24 protein-coding genes are annotated in these 19,636 nt (G+C 70.3%); 7 read left to right on the forward strand and 17 right to left on the reverse strand.

Going from position 1 to position 19,636, the window contains the following annotated elements; genetic code table 11:
* Positions 1-243 precede the first annotated feature (243 nt).
* Entirely contained in the window at positions 244-852 is a 609-nt protein-coding gene (locus ORV05_RS23380; RefSeq protein WP_268754169.1) for a hypothetical protein, read from the forward strand.
* A 15-nt stretch (positions 853-867) separates the two neighbouring features.
* On the opposite strand, the gene ORV05_RS23385 is transcribed toward ORV05_RS23380, so the two are convergent.
* Both ORV05_RS23385 and ORV05_RS23390 read right to left on the reverse strand, forming a co-directional pair.
* Complete coding sequence (locus ORV05_RS23385) at positions 868-1,623, reverse strand: response regulator transcription factor (protein ID WP_268754170.1); 756 nt, start codon at positions 1,621-1,623, stop codon at positions 868-870.
* Positions 1,620-2,687, reverse strand: coding sequence for a sensor histidine kinase (locus tag ORV05_RS23390; protein WP_268754171.1), 1,068 nt, complete (start codon positions 2,685-2,687; stop codon positions 1,620-1,622). The genes ORV05_RS23385 and ORV05_RS23390 overlap by 4 nt, the downstream gene beginning before the upstream one ends.
* A 192-nt stretch (positions 2,688-2,879) precedes the next feature.
* On the opposite strand from ORV05_RS23390, the gene ORV05_RS23395 reads away from it, so the two are divergent.
* Positions 2,880-3,638 (forward strand): matrixin family metalloprotease, encoded by a 759-nt coding sequence (locus ORV05_RS23395; RefSeq protein ID WP_268754172.1) that lies wholly within the window; start codon positions 2,880-2,882, stop codon positions 3,636-3,638.
* Between the two features lie 87 nt (positions 3,639-3,725).
* Positions 3,726-5,246 carry an MDR family MFS transporter gene (locus ORV05_RS23400; protein ID WP_268754173.1) on the forward strand — a complete coding sequence of 507 codons (1,521 nt, stop codon included), beginning with the start codon at positions 3,726-3,728 and terminating at the stop codon, positions 5,244-5,246.
* A gap of 6 nt (positions 5,247-5,252) precedes the next feature.
* Here the strand turns inward: ORV05_RS23400 and ORV05_RS23405 are convergent, their stop codons facing one another.
* Together ORV05_RS23405 and ORV05_RS23410 are read right to left on the reverse strand one after the other, a co-directional pair.
* The gene (locus ORV05_RS23405) at positions 5,253-5,486 is read right to left on the reverse strand and encodes a dodecin (RefSeq protein WP_268754174.1); all 234 of its coding nucleotides are present in this window, start codon (positions 5,484-5,486) and stop codon (positions 5,253-5,255) included.
* A gap of 135 nt (positions 5,487-5,621) precedes the next feature.
* Positions 5,622-7,010 (reverse strand): OFA family MFS transporter, encoded by a 1,389-nt coding sequence (locus ORV05_RS23410; protein ID WP_268754175.1) that lies wholly within the window; start codon positions 7,008-7,010, stop codon positions 5,622-5,624.
* 262 nt (positions 7,011-7,272) lie between these two features.
* Between ORV05_RS23410 and ORV05_RS23415 the strand changes: the two genes are divergently transcribed.
* The gene (locus tag ORV05_RS23415; protein ID WP_268754176.1) at positions 7,273-7,896 is read left to right on the forward strand and encodes a class I SAM-dependent methyltransferase; all 624 of its coding nucleotides are present in this window, start codon (positions 7,273-7,275) and stop codon (positions 7,894-7,896) included.
* Between the two features lie 6 nt (positions 7,897-7,902).
* On the opposite strand, the gene ORV05_RS23420 is transcribed toward ORV05_RS23415, so the two are convergent.
* Both ORV05_RS23420 and ORV05_RS23425 read right to left on the reverse strand, forming a co-directional pair.
* Entirely contained in the window at positions 7,903-8,682 is a 780-nt protein-coding gene (locus ORV05_RS23420) for an HpcH/HpaI aldolase/citrate lyase family protein (RefSeq protein WP_268754177.1), read from the reverse strand.
* Entirely contained in the window at positions 8,679-9,512 is an 834-nt protein-coding gene (locus ORV05_RS23425) for a hypothetical protein (RefSeq protein ID WP_268754178.1), read from the reverse strand. The genes ORV05_RS23420 and ORV05_RS23425 overlap by 4 nt, the downstream gene beginning before the upstream one ends.
* A 124-nt stretch (positions 9,513-9,636) precedes the next feature.
* Here ORV05_RS23425 and ORV05_RS23430 point away from each other — a divergent pair, with 124 nt between their 5' ends.
* On the forward strand, positions 9,637-10,803 hold the full coding sequence (locus ORV05_RS23430) for an acyl-CoA dehydrogenase family protein (RefSeq protein WP_268754179.1): 1,167 nt from the start codon (positions 9,637-9,639) through the stop codon (positions 10,801-10,803).
* Positions 10,803-11,534 (forward strand): GntR family transcriptional regulator, encoded by a 732-nt coding sequence (locus tag ORV05_RS23435; RefSeq protein WP_268754180.1) that lies wholly within the window; start codon positions 10,803-10,805, stop codon positions 11,532-11,534. The genes ORV05_RS23430 and ORV05_RS23435 overlap by 1 nt, the downstream gene beginning before the upstream one ends.
* Positions 11,535-11,536: 2 nt before the next feature.
* On the opposite strand, the gene ORV05_RS23440 is transcribed toward ORV05_RS23435, so the two are convergent.
* Genes ORV05_RS23440 through ORV05_RS23455 form a run of 3 tightly spaced genes read right to left on the reverse strand, consistent with a single transcriptional unit; the run spans position 11,537 to position 12,669 of the window.
* Positions 11,537-11,824 (reverse strand): DUF202 domain-containing protein, encoded by a 288-nt coding sequence (locus tag ORV05_RS23440; protein ID WP_326938079.1) that lies wholly within the window; start codon positions 11,822-11,824, stop codon positions 11,537-11,539.
* On the reverse strand, positions 11,821-12,183 hold the full coding sequence (locus ORV05_RS23450; RefSeq protein WP_407652535.1) for a YidH family protein: 363 nt from the start codon (positions 12,181-12,183) through the stop codon (positions 11,821-11,823). The genes ORV05_RS23440 and ORV05_RS23450 overlap by 4 nt, the downstream gene beginning before the upstream one ends.
* A gap of 54 nt (positions 12,184-12,237) precedes the next feature.
* Complete coding sequence (locus ORV05_RS23455) at positions 12,238-12,669, reverse strand: low affinity iron permease family protein (RefSeq protein ID WP_268754181.1); 432 nt, start codon at positions 12,667-12,669, stop codon at positions 12,238-12,240.
* A gap of 109 nt (positions 12,670-12,778) precedes the next feature.
* Here ORV05_RS23455 and ORV05_RS23460 point away from each other — a divergent pair, with 109 nt between their 5' ends.
* Positions 12,779-13,327, forward strand: coding sequence for a hemerythrin domain-containing protein (locus tag ORV05_RS23460; protein WP_268754182.1), 549 nt, complete (start codon positions 12,779-12,781; stop codon positions 13,325-13,327).
* On the opposite strand, the gene ORV05_RS23465 is transcribed toward ORV05_RS23460, so the two are convergent.
* From ORV05_RS23465 to ORV05_RS23500, 8 genes are all read right to left on the reverse strand, one after another.
* Positions 13,328-13,681, reverse strand: coding sequence for a hypothetical protein (locus ORV05_RS23465; RefSeq protein WP_268754183.1), 354 nt, complete (start codon positions 13,679-13,681; stop codon positions 13,328-13,330).
* Positions 13,682-13,804: 123 nt separating this feature from the next.
* Positions 13,805-14,797: an NrfD/PsrC family molybdoenzyme membrane anchor subunit gene (nrfD, locus tag ORV05_RS23470; protein ID WP_268754184.1), complete on the reverse strand. Its 993-nt coding sequence runs from the start codon at positions 14,795-14,797 to the stop codon at positions 13,805-13,807.
* Positions 14,794-15,813, reverse strand: coding sequence for a 4Fe-4S dicluster domain-containing protein (locus tag ORV05_RS23475; RefSeq protein ID WP_268754185.1), 1,020 nt, complete (start codon positions 15,811-15,813; stop codon positions 14,794-14,796). Before ORV05_RS23475 ends, nrfD begins: the two co-directional genes overlap by 4 nt.
* A 238-nt stretch (positions 15,814-16,051) precedes the next feature.
* Complete coding sequence (locus ORV05_RS23480) at positions 16,052-16,297, reverse strand: hypothetical protein (protein WP_268754186.1); 246 nt, start codon at positions 16,295-16,297, stop codon at positions 16,052-16,054.
* A 431-nt stretch (positions 16,298-16,728) separates the two neighbouring features.
* Positions 16,729-17,499, reverse strand: coding sequence for an enoyl-CoA hydratase/isomerase family protein (locus tag ORV05_RS23485; protein ID WP_268754187.1), 771 nt, complete (start codon positions 17,497-17,499; stop codon positions 16,729-16,731).
* A gap of 127 nt (positions 17,500-17,626) precedes the next feature.
* Positions 17,627-18,106, reverse strand: a complete 480-nt coding sequence (locus tag ORV05_RS23490; RefSeq protein ID WP_268754188.1) for a DUF3995 domain-containing protein — start codon at positions 18,104-18,106, stop codon at positions 17,627-17,629.
* Positions 18,107-18,482: 376 nt separating this feature from the next.
* Positions 18,483-18,761 carry a hypothetical protein gene (locus tag ORV05_RS23495; RefSeq protein ID WP_268754189.1) on the reverse strand — a complete coding sequence of 93 codons (279 nt, stop codon included), beginning with the start codon at positions 18,759-18,761 and terminating at the stop codon, positions 18,483-18,485.
* Positions 18,762-19,027: 266 nt separating this feature from the next.
* A complete protein-coding gene (locus ORV05_RS23500) occupies positions 19,028-19,453 on the reverse strand; it encodes a hypothetical protein (RefSeq protein WP_268754190.1) in 426 nt (141 codons plus the stop codon).
* Between the last annotated feature and the right edge of the window lie 183 nt (positions 19,454-19,636).

Here is a 19,636-nt window from a genome sequence, read left to right on the forward strand (position 1 = left end):
ACACAATCCCTTCACCGCCGTTTCGTTCACGCGATAGTGCCTCGTTTCACGCTTTCACCGCGTGTCGCGGCGTTCCGTTTTGACAGTCCAAACGGAACTGATGGAAGCTGCCCCTGCTCATCCGGACGACAGGCCCGGCGGCGTTTCGCCCCCGGATCCCAGTAAGCGGGGTCGCGGGAGCGCGCCGGGTTCCGCCAGTCACGGGCAGCGCACCATGCCGTTTCTCGAAAGAGGTGATCCGTGTTGAACAACTCCGTTCGCGCGGCCGTGGCCGGAACTCTGGTCACCGCCGGCTTGCTCAGCGGCACCGCGGGTGTCGCGGAAGCCCAGACACCCGCGCGGGCCGAGAGAGTGCAGGCGCCGGCCGTGCCCGTGCTGTGCTCCACAGTGGACCAGCTGGAAGGGCTGCTGAACACCCTGGCGGGCACCGCCGACCCCGCGGTGATCGATGCCACGCTCGCGCAGGTGATCACCCTGCTCCAGCAGCTGCCCTCGCCCGTGGTCCCGCCCGCACTGCTGCCCGTCTACCAGTGGCTGGTGGGCAACCTGCAGATCCTGCGCTCACTGGTCGCCACACTGCCGCTGCCCCTGGTGACCGGCATCGTCAACGACCTCGCCCGGCACCTGGCCGCCGCACTGGAGAGCGTGGCCTGCACCCCGGACACCAGCCCATCCCCGACGACCACGACCACCGCCCCGAGCACCACGACGACCAACCCGGTCCTGCCGGTCCTGCCGGTACCGACGGCACCGCCGGTCACGACCGGGCCGACCACCACGACCACGGAACCGGCCACGCCCACCACCACGAGCGCACCGGGTCTCGGCGGGCTCCTCGGCCTCGGCGGCTGAGCAGTGCGGGTGTGGTCACCGCCGGTGCCGTGGGTCACCGCCGGTGACCACACCCGCCCCCGGAGTGCCGGCACCCGCCACATAGCGGTACCCCACTCCCCGGACGGCGCGGATCGGCGAATTCGCGCTGTCCCAGCCCAGCTTCCGGCGCAGCCGCAGCACCGCGAACTTCACCCGCTCCGGGCCGATGCCCGACGGGTCGTCCCAGGCGTGCGCGAGCAACTGCGTCGCCGACAGCACGGCCCCGCGGTGCCGGACCAGGGTGCGCAACAGCCGGAACTCGATGTTGGTCAGCTCGGCCGTGCGCGGCCCGGCAGGCGAAGCCACCGACACCAGCCGGGTCCGGCCGTCGATCCGCACCACCCCGTCGTCGAAATCGTCACCCCACGATCCCGGGGGGCGGCGCGGTGCACCGGCGCGGCGCAGTAGCGCCTCCGCCCGCGCCAGAAGTTCTTCGTTCGCAAAGGGTTTCGTCACGTAGTCGTCGGCGCCCGCGCGCAGCCCGCGCACCTTGTCGGTCTGCCCGGCATGCGCCGAGAGCACCAGCACCGGTATCTCGCCCAGGTCCCGGATGTGCTCCAGCACCGTCCAGCCGTCCAGCAACGGCAGTTCGATGTCGAGCACCACCAGGTCCGGACGCTGCTCGCGGACCAGCCGCAGCCCCGAACGCCCGTCCGCGGCCCCGCAGAAGGCATACCCGGCCCGTTCGAACAGCAGCCTGAGCGCGAAGGTGATGTCGGGCTCGTCCTCGATCGCCAGCACCTTTTTCACGACCGGCCCTTCCCGTCGCGATGGTCGGTGGGAAGCACGATCCGCACGGTCGTGCCCACGTCGAGCACGCTGATCAGCTCGAGCGTGCCACCGTGCGACTCCACCAGTTCCTTCGACACCGCCAGGCCGAGCCCGCTGCCCGAGATCCCGGCGAGTACCGCGTTGGATCCCCGTTCGAAACCGCGGGTGATCCGGTCCAGTTCCTCGGCCGGGATGCCCATCCCCGAGTCGGCGACCTCGATCGTCCACCGGTCTTCGGTGTAGGCGGCCTCCACCCGGACGCGGCTGTTGGCGGCCCCGTACTTCACGGCGTTGCCGAGCACGTTGCCCAGCACCTGGTGCAGCCGTGCCGGGTCGCCCGCGATCGGTGGCCCCGCCGAGGTCACGCACCGCAGTTCGATGCCGCGCTCGGCGGACTCCGGGCCACGGTCGACCACCGCGGCCCGGACCAGCGAGGGCACGTCCACCTCCACGAATCGCAGCGGTAACCGCCTGCTCTCCAGCCTGGCGAGCAGCAGGAGATCGTCGACCAGGCGCAGCAGCCGCTCGGCGTTGCGGTTGATCGCCTCGGCCGCCGAACGCTGATCCACGCTCAGCGGGCCGAGCCGTGCGTCCGCGAGCAACTCGGCGAAGCTGAGCAACGCCGTCAACGGCGTGTGAAACTCGTGCGCCACCGTGGCGAGCAGGTGGTTCTGCTGTGCCGCCGGGCAAGGCGGCTCGGTGAACAGCCACAGCGCACCCAGTTCGCTGTCCGCGCCGGGCAGCGGTTCCCGTGTGGAGACCACCCGGTTCGCCCCGAGATCGAGGACCTCCGAGCCCTGGCCGCGTTCCCGGACCGCCGCGAGCCGCCGGTAGGCGCTCTCCTCGTCCCGGCAGCGCGCCGCGATCGCCTTCAGCGCCGCGTCTTCCGGCGCGCCCCGCCACTGCCGGACCCCGGTGCCGGACAGCTCCCCGAAGGTGCCGTTGGCGAACACCAGGCATCCCCGGCGGTCGATGACCAGCGCTGCGGCGGGTGCCGCGGCCGCAGCCGCGGCACCGGTGTCGTGATCGCTCGGTCCCGGCACGGGCGCTCTCCCTCGGTGATCCCTGACAGAGCCCGACCGTACGGCCCTTCCGTCACCACATCCGCACGGCGCGGCTACCGAACGGCACCCCAGCGGCACACCGGACAGCACCGGGTCACCTCGAAGCTGGAGACCAGGCGCCGAGCCTCCGTGAGCCCGAAATCCCCTTTGCCCGCCCAGGAAGGACGGATGATGCCGCGCAAGACGCTGCCACTGCTCCTGGCGATCGCGCTGTGCGCGTTCGCGACGGGCCTGCACGCCTCGCGGGGTGTGCGGATCGTGGTGGTGGCCGAGGCGATCCTCGCCGGAACACCGGCCTCCGCGGCACTGGCGGGCTTCGACACCACGGATGCCTGCACCGACCCGGCCTACGTCCTCGCACCCTGGCATCTGACCGGCCCCTACCAGTGGTACTACAACCCCGCGGGCGCGCCGCCCGAGGTCGCCGACACCGCCCTGCCCACGATCCAGACCGCAACGCAGACCGTGCTGGCCGGGCACAACCGGTGCGGCCTTCCCGCCGCGCTCGGCACCTCGCAGCGCTACCTCGGCACCACCACCCGCACCGCCGGGATCAGCCCGTCCGGGGCGTGCACCGGCGACGACGGCTACAGCGTGACCAGCTGGGGCCGGCTCCCGCCCTCGTACCTGGCCTACACCTGCGTGTACTACAACGCTTCGACCGGTGCGGTGCTGTCGTCCGACCTGATGATCGACAACAGCGTGCACCACTGGTTCACCACCCCGCCCGCCGCCTGCCTCGGCGCCTACGACCTGCAGAGCGTGGCGACCCACGAGCGCGGGCACACGGCCGGGCTCGCCCACGTCGACCAGTCGCGGCACGCGACGGAGACGATGAGCGCGGCCACCCGGCCGTGCGACACCACGGAACGGCTCCTGGCACTGGGCGACCTGACCGGCCTCAAGAAGCTGTATTCCCCCTCCGGCTGACCCCCGCCGATCCCGGGGCCGGGAATGATTCGCCTGGCGAACGAGTTGCTGCCCTTCGGTGAGGCCGACGGCAAAAGGGGGCAACGGGTGACAACGGTCCAGGGAGTCGGACTCCGCTCGGAACGCGGACCGGTACTGGCTTCGATCATGCTCAGTACCGGGCTGGTGGCGCTCGATTCGACCATCCTCGCCACGGCGGTGCCCTCGATCGTGCGGGACCTCGGCGGGTTCTCCCAGTTCCCGTGGCTGTTTTCGGTCTACCTGCTCACCCAGGCGGTCACCGTGCCGCTGTACGGGAAGTTCGCCGACTCGTTCGGGCGCAAACCGCTGATGGTGTTCGGCATCGTGGTGTTCCTGATCGGCTCGGTGCTGTGCGGCGCGGCGTGGAGCATGCCCACGCTGATCCTCGCGCGAGCGGTGCAGGGCATCGGCGCCGGCGCCGTCCAGCCCATGAGCATCACCATGGTGGGCGACCTGTACACGGTCGAGGAACGCGCCCGCGTCCAGGGCTATGTCGCGAGCGTGTGGGGCATCGCCTCCGTGGTCGGCCCCACCCTCGGCGGGCTGTTCTCGCAGTATTCGTCCTGGCGGCTGATCTTCTTCGTCAATCTTCCGCTCGGCGCGGTCGCCCTGTGGATGCTCGCCCGGCACTTCACCGAAAACGTGCCCCGCCGCCCGCACCGCGTGGACTACCTTGGCGCCGCCCTGCTCACCGCCGGTTTCACGCTGGTCATCCTCGGGCTGCTCGAAGGCGGCGTCGCCTGGCCGTGGGGGTCCGCGCCGAGCGTGGTGATCTTCGTCCTGGCCGCGGTGGCCCTGATCGCGTTCTTCTTCGCCGAGCGCCGGGCCACCGAACCCGTGCTCCCGTTGTGGGTGTTCGGGCGCCGCGTCCTGGCCGGCGGCAACCTCGTCGCGCTCACCGTCGGTGCCCTGACCATCGGCCTCAGTTCCTACCTGCCGACCTACGTCGAAGGGGTGCTCGGCACCGACGCCGTGGTCGCCGGGTTCGCCCTCGCCGCCCTCACCCTCGGCTGGCCGCTTTCCGCCAGTTTCGCCGGACGGCTCTACCTGCGCATCGGCTTCCGCGACACCGCGCTGATCGGCGGCGGGCTCGTGCTGACCGGCGCCGTACTGACCGCCACCCTGCTCGGTGCGCACACTCCGGTGCCCGTCGTCGCGGGCGCGGCGTTCGTGCTCGGCGCCGGACTGGGCCTGTTCTCCAGCCCCACACTGGTGGCCGTGCAGTCGGTGGTCGGCTGGGCCCGGCGCGGCGTGGTGACGGGGACGAACATGTTCAGCCGCTCGCTCGGCAGCGCGGTGGGGGTCGCGGTCTTCGGCGCCATCGCCAATGCCACCCTGGCCGACCGCTTCGCTCACCCGCCGGCACCGGTCGCCGGCCGACTCCCGGACGGCGTCGACGCGACCAGTCTCGTCCTCGGCGGGCACGCCCAGGCGCAAGCGCCCGCGGTGGCCGGATACGTCCGCGACTCCCTGGCGGCGGCGACGCACCACGTCTTCGTGAGCCTGGTGGTCGTGGCCGTGCTCGGCACCGCGGCGCTGCTGCTCATCCCCCGGCGCACCCAGCCGCTGTCCTTCGACGGGGACTGACCCGGCTCATCCGGGTTCTTCGGACTCTCCGGATTCCTCGAGGCGGAAACCGACCTTCATGCCCACCTGGAAGTGCCCCACGGCACCGTTCTCCAGGTGGCCCCGGATCTCGGTGACCTCGAACCAGTCGAGCTCGCGCAGGGTCCGCGCGGCGCGCTCGATCCCGCCGCGGATCGCGTCTTCGATGCTCTCGCCGGAAGAGCCCACGATCTCGGTGACGCGATAGGTGTGACCGGCCATTGTCGAACCTCCTTGAGTCGCTCCTCCTTCGGCGGGCGCCTTCTGGTCATTGTCGGGCCGTCTCTCCCGTCCCGCTCGCGGCGTCCACCGGGAAGGGCGTGGCCGTGAACGGAGCGACCGCCGCCACGCCCCGCCTCAGCCGGCGAGGGCGGTTCCGCCCAGTTCCCCGGCGACCGCTTCGGACCGCCGGTCGCGGCGGCGACCCGGCTGCCGCAGGAACAGGCTCAGCACCGCGGCGAGCAGCGCGGCGCCCCCGGCGAGCAGGTAGGCGCCCGTGTACCCCCACGAAACCACCACGGCCGCGGCCACCCCGCCGCCCCCGATCCCGCCGACCAGCTTCGAGCTGTAGACGATTCCGTAGTTCGTCGCGTTGTGGTTCTCCCCGAAGTAGTCCGGTACCAGGGTGGCGAACAGCGGGTAGAACGCGCCGCTGCCGAAACCGGTGAGGAAGGCGGCCGCCATGAACAACCACAGATTCCGCGTGTTGCCCGCGTAGAGCACACCGAACTGGGCGACGGCGGCGATCACCAGCACGATGGTCAACGTCCGCCGGCGGCCGATGGCATCGGAGACCCAGCCGACCAGCGCCCGGCCGGTACCGTTCACAATGGACAGAACGCCCGCCGCGGAGGCCGCGACGAACGGACCGAAATGGCTCTGCTTGGCGAAGGGCACCTCGAAGTTGATCCCGAACAGCGAAACCATGCCGATGATCACCATGCAGCACCACATGAGCGGGAGCATGCCGCTGCGGATCGCCTCCATCGGAGAGAACTGCCGCACCGCGGGCGGGTTCCGGTGCAGGCTGCGCACCGCGGTGCGCCGGCCCGCGACGGCCCATTTCACCGGATCGATATGCCCGGGCCACCAGTTCTTCGGCGGGTCCTTGAAGAAGAATCCGCAGCCCGCCACCACGACCAGCATGTACACCCCGATGACGTCGAGGATCACCGAGTAATTGCGCGGGGTCATCAGGTAGGAGAACACGTAGATGATCGGCACCACGCCGTAGGCGAAGGCGCCGTTGACGAAACCGACACGCGCCCCGCGCTTTTCCGGATACCACTTGCCGACCATGTTGATACAGGTCGCGTAGACCAGGCCGGCGCCGATGCCGCCGAGGACGGAATACCCGATGAAGCCGAGCGCGAGATTACCGACCTGGGCCAGGGTGAAATAGCCGATGCCGCAGCACAGGGCGCCGGCCAGCATCGCCGCCCGGGCGGAGAAGACCCCCTTCTCCCGCAACCGTCCGGCGGGAAAGGCGACGCCCGCCTGGAATACCGCCCAGATACTGGCGAGCCAGAAAGCGTCGGTCAGTGTCCAGCCGTACTGCTCTTCCAGGGTCTCCTCGACCGCGCCCCAGCCGTATTCGAAGGAACTCACCGCGAACATGGCCACCCAGGGCAGCCACATCATCCATGCCCGCGACCTGCCCAGCAGACGTTGCGGGCTCTCCCCCATTCGGTAGGTCCGTCCGTTCCCGTCGGTGATCTCTTTGTAGGTTTTCGGGCTGTTGTCCATGAGAGCCTCTTTCGACGCTGAAGCGGTTCTCTGGTTGATGGACTTCCTCGTGCTTCCGGCGTTCGGCACCTGCCGGGACCAACATCAACCCACACTGAACACTGTAGGCTGTATACCGTATGGCATGCCTTCTATGGATACGCCGTTCTCCGGGCGATGTCCAGACCGTGGCCACGGCCCCTCGCCGGAGGTTCACCGGAACGCCGCAGCGGTTATCCTGCGGCTGCCGCCACCACCGAGCAGCCACCGGAACGAGGACGTCGTGAAGCATCCCGTGTTCGCCAGGGTCTACCCCCGGCTCGCCGCCTGGGCCGAAACGGCGGGCGCTGCGGAACACCGCCGGGAACTGCTCGCCGGTGCCACCGGCCGCGTGATCGAAATCGGCGCCGGGCACGGAGCGAACTTCCCGCACTATCCCGCCACGGTGACCGAGGTGCTGGCGGTCGAACCGGAGCCGACCCTGCGGGCACAGGCTGAACGGGCGGCACGATCCGCCCCGATACCGGTGACCGTCGCCGAGGGAACGGCCGAGGCGCTACCCGCCGCCGACTCCTCGTTCGACGTCGCGGTCACGTCGCTGGTGCTGTGTTCGGTGCGGGACGTGCCCACGGCGCTGAGGGAGATCCGGCGCGTGCTGCGCGGGGACGGAGAACTGCGGTTCTACGAACACATCCGCTCCCATGACCGGCGTTTCGCGCGGTACCAGCGGTTCGTCGACGTGCTGTGGCCCCGTTTCTCCGGTGGCTGCCACCTGGTGCGCCCGACCGACGAGACGATCGCCGAGTCCGGCTTCACCGTGACCGAGGCACGCTACCTCCGCTTCCCGGCACCGGCGGTCCCGATGTCACCGCACGTGCTCGGCACGGCGCGGATCACCGGCCACTGAACTCCGTCATCCCCGCGCGAGCAGCCGTCGCGCGCGTTCGAGCACCGGCCGGTCCACCATCTGTCCATCCACAGTAGACACCGAATCGGCGGCGCCGACCACGCGCCTCGCCCAGTCCAGCTCCGCGTCGGTGGGCGCGAAACCCCGCGCCACCACGTCGATCTGCTTCGGATGGACACAGAGCTTCCCGCCGAAGCCGAGCCTTCGCGCGTGCTCGACGTCCGCCTCGAGCACGGCGGTTCCGGTGAGGTCGGTGGTCACCCCGTCCAGGGGCGGCGCGAGGCCGGCGGCCGCGCTGGCGATCACCAGCCGCGAGCGCGCGTAAGCCATCGCAAGGGTGTCCTCGTGGCGGACACCGAGTTCGGTGGCCAGGTCGACGCTGCCGAACGCGACCCGGACGACGTTGCCCGCGCGGCAGACCGCCGCGGCGTCTTCGATCCCGGAAGCGGTTTCCACCAGCGGGATCACCGGAAGGCCGAGCGCGGCGATGACCCGCGGATCCTCGGCCTTCGGCAGCATCACCGGGCACCGGTGCGCTCTGGCGACCTCCAGATCGTCCTCGTACCAGGGAGTGCCCGGCGGGTTGATCCGCACCACGGCCTCGCCACCACCCGACAGCCATGCGGCGACGGCGGCTCGTGCCTCGCTCTTGTCCGCTTCGGCGACCGCGTCTTCCAGATCCAGGATCACCGCGCCGGCCCCGGAGGCCGCGGCCTTGCCGAAGCGTTCCGGACGGTGGCCCGGCACGAACAGAACCGTGACGGCCTGAGCGAGCGCGCTGGTCACGCGAACCCCACTTCGGCCGTGGCGTGTCGGTCTTCACGAGCGGTGGCGACCCGCAGACCTGCCCCGTCCAGGCCCGGGGATCCCAGCAGCCGCAGGTGCTCCCCGGCGAAAACCGGCTTGCGCAGCCGGAACGCGACCGACCGCACCGGCCGCTCGCGGACCAGTTCCAGCATGAGCAACACCAGCAGCGGGCCGTGCACGACCAGTCCCGGATAGCCTTCCACGTCCCGCACGTACGGCTCGTCGTAGTGGATGCGGTGCGCGTTCGCGGTCAGCGCGCTGAACCGGAAGAGCAGGCGGGTGTCCGGCCTCAGCTCCAGTTGCCACCGCTCGTCGGCCGCGGGAGCTTCGGCGGTGCTCGTGGTCAGCATCGCCTTGCGGCGCTCGTCCTCGCCGGAGCGGTAGACGACATCCTGGTCCTCCACGAGCCGCAGCCGCCCGCCCTGGCTGATCTCGTGGCGCACGGTCACGAACACCATCTCGCCGGTGCTGCCCTGTTTGACCGTGACCTCGCCCAGCCGGCTCACCCGCTCGGCCTCGACGCCGAGTTCGAGCGGCTCCCGCACCTTCAGCCTGCCCCCGGCGATCATCCGGCGCCGGTCCGGGATCGGCGGGAGGAAGTGGCCCTCGCGGGGGTGGCCGTCCTCGCCGAGTTCGCGCTGCAAGGGCCAGTCGAGGAAGTACAGCCAGTGCCACAGCGGCGGCAGCGGTCCCGCCGGGATCGGCTGGTCGAGCACCGCCGACATCGCGGCGACCGGTCCGGGCAGCATGTCGTCGACGGTGGTGACCGGTTCCGGCCGCCAGGACTCCAGATGCTCACCCAGCGCCATGTCGCTCCCTCGATTCGGCCGTACAAAGGTCCCGGACAGTCTTGTTCGCACCGGTACCGATCGTCAAGTTTCCTTCTGCGGCAAGGTGTTGACCACGGATGTCCCATGGCCGTACAAATACCCGATGGGCACCCTCGACAGCCTCTCCGCGCATGAGCGGCTCATGGTCGAAACGATCCGCGACTGGGTCGACGAAAAGGTCCGGCCGGTGGTGCGGGAACTGGAGCACGCCGACACCTACCCCGAGCGGCTGATCGACGAAATGAAGGCGCTGGGCATCTTCGGCCTGGCCGTGCCCGAGGAGTTCGGCGGCACCGCGGTGTCCACGCCGTGTTACGTGCTCATCACCGAGGAGCTGGCGCGCGGCTGGATGAGCCTGGCCGGGGCGATGGGCGGACATACCGTCGTGGTGAAACTCCTGGTGCGCTTCGGCACCGAGGAGCAGAAGCGGCGGTACCTGCCCGCGATGGCCACTGGCGAGGTCCGTGCCACGATGGCGCTCACCGAACCGGGCGGCGGCTCGGACCTGCAGGCGCTGCGCACCGTGGCCCGCCGGGACGGCGACGGTTACGTGGTCGACGGCGCCAAGACGTGGATCACGAACTCGCGGCGCTCGCGCCTGATCGCCCTGCTGTGCAAGACCGATCCGGAAGCGCGACCGCGGCACCGCGGCATCTCGATCCTGCTCGCCGAACACGGCCCCGGCCTGACCGTCTCGCGTGATCTGCCGAAGCTCGGCTACAAGGGCGTGGAAAGCTGTGAGCTCGTCTTCGACGGCTATCGCGCCCCGGCCGACGCCGTGCTCGGCGGGGCCGAAGGACACGGGTTCGCGCAGATGATGGCGGGCTTGGAGACCGGGAGGCTGCAGGTGGCCGCCCGCGCGCTCGGGGTGGGGCGCGCGGCGTTCGAGGACGCCCTGAAGTACGCGCAGGAGCGGGAGGCGTTCGGCAAGCCGATCTGGCAGCACCAGTCGATCGGCAACTATCTCGCCTCGATGGCGACCTCACTGACCGCCGCACGCCAGCTCACGCTGCACGCCGCCCGCGAGGCCGACGCGGGGCGGCGGGTGGACATGGAAGCAGGCATGGCCAAGCTCTTCGCCTCCGAAACCGCCATGCAGATCGCGCTGGACGCGGTGCGCATCCACGGCGGGTACGGCTATTCGACCGAGTTCGACGTGGAGCGCTACTTCCGGGACGCACCGCTGATGATCGTCGGGGAAGGCACCAACGAGATCCAGCGCGGTGTGATCGCCCGCCAGCTGGTCAGCCGCGGCGGTCTGGAAGTCTGATGCGGGAGAGCGCCTACCTGCGACTGGCCCGGGAACTGCGGGAAGCCATCCTGCGCCACGAGTTCCCCGACGGGGTGCGCCTGCCCACGGAGGCGGAACTCGCCGGACGGCACGGGGTGAGCCGCCAGACGGTGCGGCGGGCCTTCCAGGACCTCGTCGCCGACGGGATCGTCCATCGCGTACCGGGGCGCGGCACGTTCGCCGCCCCCGCCTCCGAGCGCTACCTGCGGCAGTTCGGGTCGATCGAGGATCTGATGGGCCTGTCACTGGACACGAGCATGCACCTGGTGACGCCGCTGCACCGCAGGATCGACGTGGACGCGGCCGGGCGGCTGCAGCTGCCCGCCGACGGCGTGCACCAGCTGGCCTTCCTCCGAGTGCACGAGAACGTCCCGTTCTGCCTGACCACGGTGTTCCTGCCGCCCGCGATCGGGAAACTACTCGAAGCGGTGCCGGAGGTATCGGCTCCGGGCGCGCACAGCAGCGCGACCGTCATCGGCCTGCTGGAGGGCAGGCTGAAGGATCCGATCGTGGAGGCCGAGCAGAGCGTCACCGTCGGGCATGCCTCAGCGGAGGTTGCCGAATGCCTCGGCTGCGCCACGGATCACGCACTGCTCCGCATCGACCGGCTCTATCTTTCCTCGGCGGGCGTACCGGTCGAGCTCGCGATCAGCCACTTCCTTCCTGAGCACTACTCCTACCGTGTCCGGCTGCGGCGGCACCCGTCCTGACGTCACCGGATGACCAGTTGGCACGTGGTGAGCAACCCGGCCGCCACCAGGGTCGCGGTGACCAGGAGCAGTTGCCGCCGTGGCGCGATGCCGCTCCGCACGGTGCGCGAGGTGAGCGCGGCGAACAGCGCGGTCAGGAAGGTGAAGCCCCCGGCGGCCAGTTCCAGCGGGGCGCGGACGACCGCGCCATGGCGCACCAGCAGCACGGTCAGCACGGCCGCGCCGAGGGCCGTGCGGTGCCAGGCCAGTGCGGTCCGCTCGGGTTGCAGGCCGGGATCACGGGGAGTCACAGCGGCCTGATCAGCACGACGAGCAGTACGACGAGGCCGGCCGCCGCCGCCACCCAGCCGATGACGAACGGCAGGCGGGTCGCCGGCAGTGGCTTCTGGGTGCGCATCGCCCACTGCACCCGGGCCCATCTCCGGTAGGAGAAGGCCGACAGCAGTGTGCCCGACAGGGCCAGCAGGGCGGCCAGGCCGGTTCGCAGCCCGGCGATGGTGAACGGCGGGACCAGTTGGGCCAGCACGATCGCACCGCCCACGAGGGCCAGGCCGGTCCGCAGCCAGGCCAGGAAGGTGCGCTCGTTCGCCAGGGTGAACCGGTAGTCGGGGTCCTCCCCCTCGTCGTACCACCGCCGGGGCATCCGCATGGCTGTGCACGCTAGCGGCCGCTGACCTGTCCTGCCCGGCGCCACCGGCGGAACTCACTCGTCGCCCTGAACGTACCCCCGGTTCCGGACCCGGTGCTGGTAGGCCTGGATATGCCGTTCCGGAGCTTCTTCGAGACCGATCAGTTCGAGGATCTCATCGGGGTCGTCGAGCTTCATGCGGCGCGCCAGTGCCGACAGCACCCGGCTCTGGACGTCGAGCTTGGCCTGCATCGCCCTGCTGTCCCGGTTCTGCGCGGATTGGATGACGAACACCATCAGGAACGTCACGATCGAGGTGACCGAATTCAGGATGAGCTGATAGGGCTGGTTGTCCAGGCTGCCTTCGACGTAGAGCAATCCGGCGGACCAGGCCACCACGAGCAGGGTCGCGACGGCGATGACCGGTCCCGACCCCGCCCAGGCGGTCACCTTCGTGACGACGCGGCTGCCGAGGGTGCTGCGGTCGGGCGCGTGCTGGTGGTTCATTCGCCGGGTGTACCCGGGCAGGCTACGGCGGAACCGTGTGGGACGGCCTCGCCGCGGGTACTCCCAGCCCTGCGTCGGGACGACGGAGGACGACGAGGAGGAGGACAGAGTGGCGCAGCAGAAGGATGTCGTGGCCCTGCTCAGGCAGCAGCATCAGGAGATCCGCAGGCTGTTCGGCGAGCTGGAGACGGCGACCGGCACGGAACGGACCGAGAGTTTCCGCAACCTGGTGCGCCTGCTGTCGGTGCACGAAACCGCGGAAGAGGAACTGGTCCACCCCGAGGTGCGCAAGCTACCTGGCGGGGACAAGGTGGTGGAGGCGCGCCTGGGCGAGGAACGCCGGGCCAAGGAGTTGCTGGCCACCCTGGACGATATGGGCCCCGAGGCGGAAGGCTTCGACACGCTGCTCCGCGAACTGCGTGAAGATGTGCTCGCCCACGCCGCGCACGAAGAACGCCAGGAGTTCCCCATGCTACACAAGGGGGTCGACGAGAAGCGCCGGATCGCCATGGCCGACACCGTCCGCGCCGCCGAGGCGATCGCTCCGACACACCCTCACCCCGGGGTGGAAGGCGCCGCGGCCAACGTGGTGCTGGGCACGCCGGTGGCGATCATGGACCGGGTGCGCGACGCGATCCGCAAGGCGGTCGGGGGCTGATCAGTCGCTGAGGGCGTCGAGCGACCAGGCCGCCAGCAGAGCGGCTTCCAGGGCCGCGTCGAGCAGGTAGGTCCTGGGGATCCGGCCCGAGGGGGCGTAGCGCAGGTCGATGGCGAGCAGCGCGGCGGCGGTGCCGAGGCCCAGCCGCCGCGCCAGCCTCCGCCCTTCCTTTGTTTCGGCTGCGGAGAACTGTGCCCAGCCCACGGCGACGAGCAGCCCGGCGACGGTCTGCTGTAGCCAGCGGTCGGCCTTGCGCCCGAAGACCCGCTCGAAGCTGCGGCGGCCGATCAGGGGCCAGAGCCCGCCGACGAGGTTGAAGGTGCCGTGCGTGCGGGTGAGCAGTGCGCTGGCCATCGTCGTTCCCTCGTTTCTGTCTCCTCGGCGACAAGGGCTGTCGGGCAGGGTTTTTCCCGCGTGCCCTGGCCGAGCCGGCAAAGGTGTTGCGCCGGGGAGATCGATTATCGATTCGCGCCTCCGCTACCCGGTGCCCCCCGCCGGTGCCCGGTCGTCTCCTCGGACGGGGATGCCCGCGTCGACCCGTTCCCGCTGCGGCACCACCACGTACTTTGGGTCCTTTGTGGACGCCACTCCGGCTTCGAAGACGGCGAAGCGCTGCAGGGCGCTACCGGCCAGCAGCGCCAGCCCGGACGCGACGGCAGCGGTCCGGCTTCGGCGGGCGAGAACGGTGCCTGCCGCACCCCCGGCAGTGAGCGCCTCCGCCCAGGACTTCAGCCGCCCGGCCCGGCCGGTCGAGTAGGCCTCGGCCGAAGCCCCGGTTCGCCGGCCGAGCATCCGCGAGGCGGCGGTTTCCAGCAGCGCACCCACCACCGCCAGCCGCCGCGCGGGACCGGCCTGCGCCACGGGTGTCAGCGCCATGCCCAGCCCGCCCCCGCTCGCCGCGGCCGATCCGGTGAACACGAAGGGCAGGCAGGGGTGCGCCTCATGCCAGGCGGGCACCGCGGTCTGCGACAGCAGGACCGCCGTGTAGGACGCGACTCCGGGGGCCACGGCCGCCGCCGCCAGCCCAGCGGGCCGCGCCATCCGGCCCAGCAGACGGCCCGGTAGGGCTCGCCGCAGGCCGCTCGGCACGAGTTCGGCCAGGCCGCCGACACCGGCACCCGGCCCGTACGCGACCAGGATCCAGGTGCCCACGCTCATCGGGGAACTGGGCTTGGCCACCCTGAGCATGTGGTGGAACCGTTCCGGCCGCCCGAGATCCGCGATCAGCAGAACGGTGCTGACCACTAGGCTTCCCAGGGCGGCGAGCCTGCCCGTCCGGCGCAGGTCGGGACGGCCGGTGAGATCGGCGCCCGCCGCCAGCATCGCCGATCCCGCCGACAGCCCGCCCGTGAACAGGTAGGCCGGGATCTTCCATTCCCACACCGGGGTCTTCAACACGGCCCGGCCGTAGTAGGACCGGAATTCCGCCGGCGGTACGGCCGCCTGCCCGCGCTGTCCGTTGCGGCTCATCGCTTTCCCCTCCCCAGGAAGACCGACACGGCGGCGGCGACGAACGCCGAAGCGGCCATCCCCGCGTATTTCCACATCGACGCCAGGTCACGGGTCGGCACCACCGGGTCCGGTGGCAGTCCGTAGACCTCCGGCTCGTCCAGCAGCAGGAAGAACGCGCCGGCACCGCCCACCCCGTCCCCCGGGTCGTGACCGTACAGCCGGGCCTCGGTCACCCCGTCCTCATGGAGCCGGGCCAGCCGCCGCGCCGCCCGATCCCGCAGCTCGTCGAGCGGCCCGAACTGGATGGACTCGGTCGGGCAGGCCTTGGCGCAGGCCGGCTCGAGGCCATCCCGCAAACGGTCGTAGCAGAGGGTGCACTTCCAGGCGCGTCCGTCGTGCTCCCGCCGGTCGATCACACCGTAAGGACAACCGGAAACGCAGTAACCGCACCCGTTGCAGATATCCTGCTGGACCACCACAGTGCCGAATTCCGTCCGGAACAGCGCACCGGTGGGACAGACGTCCAGGCATCCCGCATGCGTGCAGTGCTTGCACACGTCGGAACTCATCAGCCACCGGAAGTCGGTGCGCGACTCGGCCCCGGTCGCGTCGCCCGGCCGCTCGAACCGGGGAAGGCCCAGATCGACCGGCGAGGTGCCCAGTTCCCCGCCGCCCCGTTCGGCCTGTTCGAGGGCGGAGGCCACGGTCCCCGCCGAGACCTCGCTGCCGGAGGGACCGGTGGGCAGGCCGCCGAATCCCGCGTCCTGACCGCTCAGCGGCCGCGACTGTTCGACGAAGGCAACGTGACGCCAGGTGTCGGCCCCCAGAGAGCCCGTGTTGTCGAAGGACATGCCGAGCAGACTGAACCCGTCGTCGGGCACGTTGTTCCACTCCTTGCACGCCACCTCGCAGGCCTTGCAGCCGATGCAGACCGAGGTGTCGGTGAAGAACCCGACGCGGGGCGGATGTTCCTCGTGGCCAGCATCGGCTGCCGGATCGGCGAGCGGCCCGAAAAGGCTGTGTTCGTCCCTCATCGCTCCTCCTCCGGCACGGTGCGCCCGTCGTCCCGGACCGGACACGGACCATCACCTCGGTGGCCGTCACCTCAGTGGTAGGCCCTGCGGACCCGGTCCACAACTCGGCCGCACCGAGCGCCGTCGGAAGGGACATCGCCCGCTTGCGCCTTCCGGGCCCCTCCTGCCCGCACGGCAGGCTGAACCGCGCGGCGTGGCGAACCCGCCCGCGACTACCCCGCCCACGCCCGGCCAAACCTCAGGCGCCCAGTTCCGCGATTTCGGTGTTCAGGATCTCGGCCTGTTCCCGGAGCGTGCGCTCCTCCGGCTCTCCCGTGCCGAGCCGCTGCCGCAGCTCCTCCCTGGTCGTGACGGTCATCGCCCCCGCGTGCCCGGGGAGCTGTTCCGGCGGCACCAGGAGGATCCGCCCGCCCTCCAGAACCAGACTCGTCCCGCCCCCGGCTTCCAGGAGCTTCCGCAAATCCGCGACGGTCACCTTGCTCATGCCCGCCACATACCCGCCGCCGGCCCGGGTTATGCGCGGCGACGGACGTCCCCCGGGCACAGCGGAGATACGAAGATCGAGTTATCAAACACCAGAGCGACCAGGAGTGCATTTTTCACGCGCCAGAATCGCCGTGGAACGGACTCTACCCGGCGCCGGAGATCTGTAAATCTATCTTTCGGTAGATGTTGCGACGCCCGGCCGACTCATACGATGGCAGCACGGATGCTCGTCCGTCCTAAGACGACGGTGATGCGAGACTGCGCCAGACAAGGAGGAAGCCGATGGCACTTTTCCTGACATACAAGAAAAAAGAGCGCCTTCTCGGGGCGGTGGCAGGCGCGCTCACCCGGGTCCGCCGGCTCGCGGCCCGCGGACCCGGGACCGGCATTCAGCGGGATCGTCCCCCGCCGCCGGTGACGCGAGCGGCATCAGCGGCCGGTGAAGGTGGCCTTGCCCGGCCCTTCGGCAAGGAACGATCGGACCGCGGACCGCAGGTCTTCGGTGCGGTACAACTCGGCGGCGATCGAGGTGATGTGCTCGTTCGCCGCCGGCACCCCGCCGCGCTCGAAATGCGCGAGGACCTTCTTTGTGGCGGCATGGGCGCGGGTCGGGCCGGCCGCAAGACCGGTGGCGAAGGCGTGGGCCGCCCCGGCGAAGCCCTCGTCGGGCAGGACCCGGTTCACGACGTTCCACCGCTCGAGCGTGGCAGCCGGGTAACGGTCCCCGGTCATCACGAATTCCTTCGCGCGGCCCACTCCCGCCCTGGCGGCGAGCCGCTGCGTGCCGCCCATCGTCGGGGTCAGCCCGACCACCTTCTCCACCAGCCCGAAGCTCGCTCCTTCGGCGGCCAGAATGAGATCACAGGCGACCGCCACCTCGAAGGCCCATGTCAGGCACAGGCCATGCGCGGCGAAGACGGTCGGGAACTCGAGTGCGGCGATGCGGTTCGGCAGTTCCAGCATCCGGTCGAACAGGACCTTCGCCTGTTCCGGGGTCTCCTGCGCGGCGAAATGGTGGACATCGACCCCACCGCTGACCACCTTGCCCTCGGCCCGGATCAGCAGAGCCCGGGTGTCCGGAGTCAACCGGTCCAAGGCCGCGTCCAACTCGTCGTGCAGGTCGGGGGTATAGAGATTCAACGGGCCCGCGGCGATGGTCAGCACGGCCAGCCCGGAGGGCTCGAGGTCCAGGTTCGTCACCCGCGCAGCCTATCCCGGCCTCCGGCACAGCTCCGGTGCGCTGCTGCCCGGGCCAAGGCGTGCAGCACAGTCGGCGCGCATGGGGGCCGCTATCCGCACCGCCACGCCAACCACCTCGCTCTCGGCCCTAAACCCGGCTGCCTACCACCGGTGACCGGCGGCGGAAGGCGATGGTGGCGAGGGCGAACAGCACCCCCCACACCAGGAACCACAAATCCCACACGGCGACATGCCAGGTCAGCGCGGTCCGGTCGATCGCCGTGCCCGGGTCCATGGCGCCGGTCAGCACCAAGGCCCCGACCGCGACCAGCACCCCGCCGTAGACGATGAGGACGAATCCGATCAGTGCCGCGAGGATCAGCAACCATCGCAACCGGCCGCCCGTTCGCGCCAGCACGAATGCCACGGCGCTGGCCGCTAGCTTCAACGCTGCCGCTCCGAGCCCCACGGTGACCGCACTCGTCCCGCCCCGCCCGGCCAGATCCCTGACCGCCCCGCCCACCGTGTCGAGCCAGTAGGTCCCGCCCGCGCCCCAGTACAGGCTCAACGCCGCGTACAGAGCGCCGATGACAGCGGCCGCGTACCCGGCCACGCTTCCCAGCCTCATGACCGGCGTGACACGACAGGAAGGAGAATGCGACCGGCATCAGAGGAAAGCGGCAACCCTCGAGGGCACTGGCGGTCCGGGCCGACGCTCCGGCCTTCCTTCTCGTCGTCGATGAACGGCGTGTGCTGGCCCATAACAGAAAGCTACCGCATGGAGCCGACGACTTCGTCCACTGAGGAGCGTGAGGGCGAGCACTGGAGGCACTTGCTCGCCCCTTCCTGTGACGGAGGCCAAAGAGGCAACCCCATTCGGAGAAGCTTGGTCGCCCACGTGGCCCAACCCTTCCCCCACAGGAGAGCCCATTCCTCCCCGCCTTCCCGATTCGGCCACGCACAGCGCTCCACCGCTAGGCCATTCGGGTGTCGAGACTGTCCGCTCACAACTCGGGCGGCCGGGCGAACCGGATTTCGGCGGCCAGATGGTGTGCGCGCGTGATGGCACTGTCCGACAAGAGCGTTTCCGTCCTCGGCTCCAGTTCCTGGATGAGGCCGCACAATGCGGCGCCGAGCCGTTCGACCGCCGCCCCCACGCCCCGGCGACAGGGACCGTAGTCCAGCGGTGTGGCATCCGGTCGCAGCGCGGCAGCCACCGCGGCGGCGAGCTGTTCCGCCGCGCGGGCGGCCAATTCCGGCGTGTCAGCAGCCACCGCCGTCATCGGGACCTCCCACCTTCGGGTGTGCAAGCTTCTCCTGAGCTGCCCGAAAAGCCGCCCGCGAAACACGGTTGCGAACACTGCTACCAGCGGTGGCCGGCGCTTCGGAGGGTGACGGGGAACGGGTGACCGAAATGTAATCCGGGCGCGGATCACGAACCGGCCCGTCGATCCGGCTGGGCAGCACCAGAGAGCGATTACCGTCCTCGACGAGGAGCCTTCAGGAAGAGAATGTCCACACGGGATGGAGAGACGTCACCGGTCCGCGATCAGGAGGCCGGGATCCGGGGCAGCGGAAGCTCCTCGTCCAGCAGTGCCCCGACCCGGATGCACGCCCACAGCGTCATGTACTCGCCGCTGTTGCCGATCCCCCAGTCCGTCGTGCAGGCCTCCAGCAGGTACCGGCTCGTCCGAGAGCGGCTCGGAGCCGTCGGCAGCACCAGGTGCGGCACGGTCACCGCCATCCGTAGCGAAGGACGGCGGTAGGAACGGATGAGGCAGACCCCCGCAGGCAGGTTCCCGTACTCGCAGGCCAGCGTGCTCAGCTCGTCGGCGACCAGCACCGAGTCGATCACGTCCTCCTGTGTGCAGCCCGTCAGCAACTCCCTGACGGCCTCCCGAACCTTCCCCAGGTCGGCCAGACCGGTCAGGGTCAGCCGTACCAGCTGCTCGTTGTGCCGCTGCGTTGCATACATCGTGGCCGTTCACCTCCGCTGACCCGCGATGCGAGTGCCCTCCAGATACCCGGGTGACGGAGGGGGAAACGCAGAGCGACCGATCATCCACGAACGGGCACCCGCCGACGCGGGCGGAAGTACCACAACCAGGCAGCGGAGCCGGCCCCCATCACCCGATTGCGCGAAACCGGATCGCGGCTA

It is taken from the genome of Amycolatopsis cynarae, from assembly GCF_026802195.1.
Classification (GTDB): Bacteria; Actinomycetota; Actinomycetes; order Mycobacteriales; family Pseudonocardiaceae; genus Amycolatopsis_E; species Amycolatopsis_E rhizosphaerae.